Below are 5,410 nucleotides of genomic sequence, written 5' to 3' on the forward strand. Positions count from 1 at the left end.
GCCCAGAAATATTGAAATATCAATGTTCTGGGCTTAAGTTGACCACATTGGGGTCCAACGGTTTCAGCACAAAACTGACTGCTCCAAAAGAAAGTGCCTCCCTTGCATATTCAAATTCACCATAAGCGGTCAATATAATTACTTGTATTTCTGGAAAAATAACCTTTACTTTTTTAGATACTTCAATTCCATTCATATATGGAATATTAATATCCATAATTAAAATATCCGGCTTTTCTTCCAAAATTTTCTTTAATGCTTCTTCTCCGTCTTCTGCTTCTCCGCATATTTCCATACCCAGACTATTCCAGTCAACTGTTTTTTTCACTAACGCTCTCTGCAAAAATTCATCATCTACAAGGAATACCCGCATTTTCTATCCTCTTCTCTCTTAAAATCTACAGGAATGCACACTGTTGCCTTCGTTCCCTGACTCAGTTTACTTTCTACTGTAAGACCATATTCTTTTCCAAAATAAATCTGCAATCTTTGTTGAATATTAAATAATCCAAATGCTGAGCCTTTTTCTCTGTAATCTTTACTAAACAGTTCTTCTAATTTTTCTTCTGGAATTCCAAGCCCATTATCTGACACCTGAATAAAAACCTTATTCTTCTCTTTCCATCCTTTGATTCGGATAATTCCTTTTCCCCTCATTTCCTTTATACCATGATATATAGAATTTTCTATCAATGGCTGAAGTGTCAGTTTTACAATCCACTCCTGCAAAATTTCATTTTCTATATCAATCTCATATTCTATTTTATTTCCATATCTGACTTTCTGTATTTTTATATAATTCTCTATATTTGTTATTTCCTGTTCCAGCGGTATTAATGTTTTTCCATCGCTAAGTGAAGTTCTATAAAATGTACCAATCGCCTGAATCATGATAAATGCTTCATCCGGACAATTCATTTTGATAAGCGAACTTACACTATTCAATGTATTATATAAGAAATGTGGATTAATCTGTGCCTGAAGTGCTGCAAGCTCAGATTTTCTTTTTGCCCGTTGCTCTCTATATACCTGATCAACCAGCTGCCTGATTTGTTCAGACATCTTATTAAACTCTTCCGATAATATTCCAATTTCATCCTCATACAATACAGGAACACGTACAGAAAGATCTCCTTTTCCAAATTTTTTCATGGTATCTGTCAAATATATCAAAGGCTTTGTTACACTGTGAGAAACCCTCAGGCTGAAAAATGTGCTGATTAAAGCAGCAATAATTCCTACTACATAAATAATCTGTGTCATCGCTTTCCCGGCTTTTGTAAGTTCATTCACTGGTGTCAGACCAATCATAAGCCAATCCAGTGTAGGGATTACTGACGCTGTCACAAGATATCTTTTACCGTCAATCCTGAATACTTTTCCTCCTTTTTTATTATCTTCAGCCCATTGAAAATACTCTTCTTCCGAAATATTTCCTGATACATCCTGATCATTTTCTATTTTTTTGTTTCCATCTGTATCAGCAATCAGATAACTGCCTGTCTCCCCATATCTGATATGTGCAAAATTATTTATCAGAAGTGGCGACTGATATTCTATAAGAACATATCCTTTAATAAGTCCCGAATCGTAATCTCTATAATATCTGATATAACCAATTCCATTTTTCTCATAATCTCCCAGGGATACTTCATATAAATCCAACCATTTTACGTTATAATTCTCTTTTATTATGTTAAAAAACTGTTCGTATTTTGATGTCTCAGATCGAATACTGTTAGAATTTACCATATGTCCATATGAGTCAAAAACAGAAATACTGCTATACTGTTTATCTGGATACAATGCATCCAAATAATCCAGACGTTTCTCTACCTGCATTTTATATTTTAACTGATCTGCTGATTCCTCAGAATCCTGTAAAAACCAGTTTTGTATTGCTTCATCTGTTAATATTACCTTAGCTATCTTTCCCGAATTCTCTAATATACTCTGACTGTTATCAGACACTATCTCAAACTTTTCCTTATAGCTTTCGCTGGTGATATTTAATACTGATTTTTCGTATAAAAACTGAATCAATACAGTTAATACAAGGATTGTGAGAAAAAAGAAGCCAATACTTGTAAGAGAAAATTTTTTCGCCAAAGACAGCTCATGATATTTTTTACGCATTCGCACCACCCCCACTTATTAATCCAACATTACCAAAAAAGCCGATACACTGTTTCCGTCAATGTATCGACCCTTAATGATTATTTCCTTTTTATTTACAGATACTGACTAAATTCCACCTTCTCCTTATTCGGTCCTTCAATTGTAAAGAACTTCACTCCATTTTCCCAGAATGGCAGGAAATGAATGGTATCTTGTGTAGAATTTAAACCAGCTTCATTGATATACTGGAAAATCTCTTCAATATCTTTTACGTCAAGTGCAACATGATCGATCGCGCCATGCTCCATTTTCGCTGCATGGTTCTCATAAGTCTCCACTACCAGAGTTCCCAGTTTCAGGAAAACAACCTTCTCGTTTGCTTCCTCATTTACTGTCTCAAATGCTGTTTCAAAACCTAATTTGTGATAAAATTCTACTGTTTTACCAATGTCATTTGTCGGAATTCCAATGTGCTGTACCCCTGTTGAGTAGTTCTTTAAATCCATAGTTTTTGCCCCTTTCTGCTGATCCTTGTGACTTTTTGTCGCTCGTTATGTCAGACTGCTTTTCATAATCCGTTACTGAGAACGCAATAACCAGTAACCATAATCAGACTTCTCAGTCACTGAATATCTCATTTTTTTACAATATACGCAGAAAATTATTCGGTTGTCAAGTGAATTTGTAACTTCTATTTATACTTTATTTTATCCTCATCCATGAATAAACGTTCCTATCCCTTTGTCAAAAAGACTCTAAAGCTATTATTTCACGATTATATTTTGTGCAAAATTCCCATGACATAGAATCCCAATAACTGATAGAATAAATACGACAAAAAATGTCGCTTATCCATTGTCAGACGGGTAGGCGGCATTTTTGCGTTTATATGGAGTTTTTTATTATTTTATGAGGAGGGCTTAACTATGCCAAAAACAAAATTTCAGGAATTTATTTTCACCCTTATCACATCCGGCTGTATAATCTTTATCATGGGCGTTTATAACGTCGCTATCCACACCGGTGGACTTCAGGCGGCTACATTCAGTCACGCACTGCATTCTTTTCCGCTGGAATGGTTCATCGGATTCCTCTGCGCATTCTTCATCGCCAGCAAAACATCCAAATATTTCGCGTTCCGCGTAGCCAAACCAACTGACCGCCCGATCTTCATCATCCTCTGCATCCAGACCTTCACCGTCTGCACAATGGTACCGCTGATGAGCCTGCTTGGAACCATCGAATCTTCAGGAATCACTTCAAATCTCATCTTCATCTGGCTCCAGACCATCTGCCTGAACTTCATCATAGCCTACCCACTGCAGATCCTGGTTGTCGGACCATTCTGCAGATTCGTATTCCGTCACCTGTTCGTATCAGCAAGTCAGGAAAATGAAGGTAAAATAGAACATGAAATGGAACAGCAAGGATTTGCGGAATAAGTCCATATAATAATAGGTAATTGCGAAACTCGCGGTGCTCGTTCGTAACCTTGAACCAAAACAAGGAAGAATTCGCGAAGAGCACGACTTGTGGAATGAAAAATGGATAATCGCACATGTTAGGCGCACTTTAATAAGCTATGGACTTTATGAAAGTGGTAAGTCCTAAGCTATGAGTGGTTTTATGCTTCGAATATATTCGTGGTGATTGATCTTATCTGCGAGAACAACAGTAATAAGTTGTGTGATCCCGGCAAGAATCAGATCAGCATGCAGAGTCCTCTCATTTTGGGTTCGGCGTCCTGCAAGACAGAGATTGTCTTTGATGTGGTTGATATCTCTTTCGACAACAGTCCTGATTTTATAGGTATCATCCCATTTTTCGGTGCCGCGGATCGTTCCGGGATAAGCACGAAGATCCTTTTCCGGGTAGATGTAGACCATCCGCCCACATTTAGAAGAAGTACAAGGGTTGTCACAGAAACAATGACGATGGGATTTTTGAGTTGATTTATCATAAATCCATTTCATTCTTGGACAGACAAATTTATATCTTGTTACTCCACTGTGAAGTTTGGAAGTGCCTTCGTACTTCATTTGTAAAGAAGGATCATGGGGACAACACGGAATACCATCTTCATTGATGGAATAATCCAGATTTTCAAGTCCGGATCTTGCATTCAGCGGAATATAAGCTTTCGAGAAATGTTTGTCATTACCAAAAGTGTCACCGGTAAGAAGGCTCTTATAGAGTTGTGCGGTATCGAAAGCAGCATCACCCAGGAAGGTTTTTGGATTAATCAAAGGATGCTTGGAAAAGAAGTCCTTAAGTGTGGGGATTAAAAGCTTTGAATCATGAACACATTTATCTTCGTCAGGGGAATCGGATTTCTTTTCGACAACGATATCAGGATGTGAAGCCATAAAGTTTTTGTTATAAAAAGATATGTGGCGGATGATGCCCAATCCGTTAGTGACAATGCCGAACTTGAAGACATAGTAAAAATGCCCATTGATATAGAGCTGCTTAATCTCAGGATTAGCAGAAGCATGAGAAGGCATGGAACCATAGGCAGCTTTATAAGGATCATAGGATTTATCAAAGCCCTGAGCTTTCGCGTATGCCTTAAGCTGTTTGATGATCCTGTTAGCATACTTGGGATTATTTTCGGTAACAAATGCTTCTATGCCGGAAGAATCAAAGATGGTCATATCCGCTTTTGCAGAGTCAATCGCCTGACAGATAGGCTCGGTAACATCAACAAGGTTATCGAAAACAAGCTGGAGGTCATCTAAAAAATCCTGTTTGAATCGGGTGATTTTGGAAGCGTCTGGGACTTTAGTAAAACCACAGAATTCCCGAAGTGATTTTGAGTAAGCGAGAAAAGTCAGGAGAAGCTGATCCGTAGGGATAGAGAAAATACGTTGAATAATCAAAGCCCACAGAAAAGCTTGCAAAGGGTATTTACGGGTTCTGCCCGTCGATGCATAGAAATGATTTCTAAAAGAAATCGGAATTAACTCATCAATATCGATATGGGTTTCTAATAGAGAAAGAAAAGCAGGTTTGTCATTTTCAAATTTTTCATGGCAATCTGAAAAAATATCTGCCAAAGAAAGCTGTTTATATGGTATCATAAGTATCAGAATAACTCCTTTCTTGGATGTAGGTTTATAGTTTTTAGTCAACTCTATTATACCATATCCGGTGAGGAGTTATTTGTTTATAGGTAACAAAAAATGCCGTATTTATGCGGCTTGTGGCGTTTCGCAAACGCCTACAGGAAATGAAAATAAAGAGGAGGGAACAAATGAAAAAATTCTATTCGTGGTATAAAAAACATATTACC

The 5,410-nt window shown here is 37.2% G+C and carries 5 protein-coding genes; 1 reads left to right on the forward strand and 4 read right to left on the reverse strand.

The genetic code is table 11. The annotated features are described in order from the left end of the window. Positions 1 to 19: 19 nt before the first annotated feature. From LJE12_RS19070 to LJE12_RS19080, 3 genes are all read right to left on the reverse strand, one after another. Positions 20 to 373, reverse strand: coding sequence for a response regulator (locus tag LJE12_RS19070; RefSeq protein WP_173700262.1), 354 nt, complete (start codon positions 371 to 373; stop codon positions 20 to 22). Beyond that, positions 355 to 2,136: a sensor histidine kinase gene (locus LJE12_RS19075; protein ID WP_227226574.1), complete on the reverse strand. Its 1,782-nt coding sequence runs from the start codon at positions 2,134 to 2,136 to the stop codon at positions 355 to 357. The genes LJE12_RS19070 and LJE12_RS19075 overlap by 19 nt, the downstream gene beginning before the upstream one ends. 95 nt (positions 2,137 to 2,231) lie before the next feature. After that, a complete protein-coding gene (locus LJE12_RS19080; protein ID WP_019163158.1) occupies positions 2,232 to 2,624 on the reverse strand; it encodes a VOC family protein in 393 nt (130 codons plus the stop codon). 420 nt (positions 2,625 to 3,044) lie between these two features. Here LJE12_RS19080 and LJE12_RS19085 point away from each other — a divergent pair, with 420 nt between their 5' ends. Then, positions 3,045 to 3,560 (forward strand): DUF2798 domain-containing protein, encoded by a 516-nt coding sequence (locus LJE12_RS19085; RefSeq protein ID WP_025580908.1) that lies wholly within the window; start codon positions 3,045 to 3,047, stop codon positions 3,558 to 3,560. A gap of 165 nt (positions 3,561 to 3,725) precedes the next feature. On the opposite strand, the gene LJE12_RS19090 is transcribed toward LJE12_RS19085, so the two are convergent. Next, on the reverse strand, positions 3,726 to 5,198 hold the full coding sequence (locus tag LJE12_RS19090) for a transposase (RefSeq protein ID WP_227226575.1): 1,473 nt from the start codon (positions 5,196 to 5,198) through the stop codon (positions 3,726 to 3,728). Positions 5,199 to 5,410: the final 212 nt, after the last annotated feature.

The organism is Blautia sp. DFI.6.71 (genome assembly GCF_020593585.1).
Taxonomy (GTDB): domain Bacteria; phylum Bacillota; class Clostridia; order Lachnospirales; family Lachnospiraceae; genus Blautia_A; species Blautia_A wexlerae.

What these genes read in the sequence shown, in the direction of transcription:
- LJE12_RS19070 (WP_173700262.1), bottom strand. Translation starts at nt 373, where the DNA reads ATGCGGGTATTCCTTGTAGATGATGAATTTTTGCAGAGAGCGTTAGTG.
- LJE12_RS19075 (WP_227226574.1), bottom strand. Translation starts at nt 2,136, where the DNA reads ATGCGTAAAAAATATCATGAGCTGTCTTTGGCGAAAAAATTTTCTCTT.
- LJE12_RS19080 (WP_019163158.1), bottom strand. Translation starts at nt 2,624, where the DNA reads ATGGATTTAAAGAACTACTCAACAGGGGTACAGCACATTGGAATTCCG.
- LJE12_RS19085 (WP_025580908.1), top strand. Translation starts at nt 3,045, where the DNA reads ATGCCAAAAACAAAATTTCAGGAATTTATTTTCACCCTTATCACATCC.
- LJE12_RS19090 (WP_227226575.1), bottom strand. Translation starts at nt 5,198, where the DNA reads ATGATACCATATAAACAGCTTTCTTTGGCAGATATTTTTTCAGATTGC.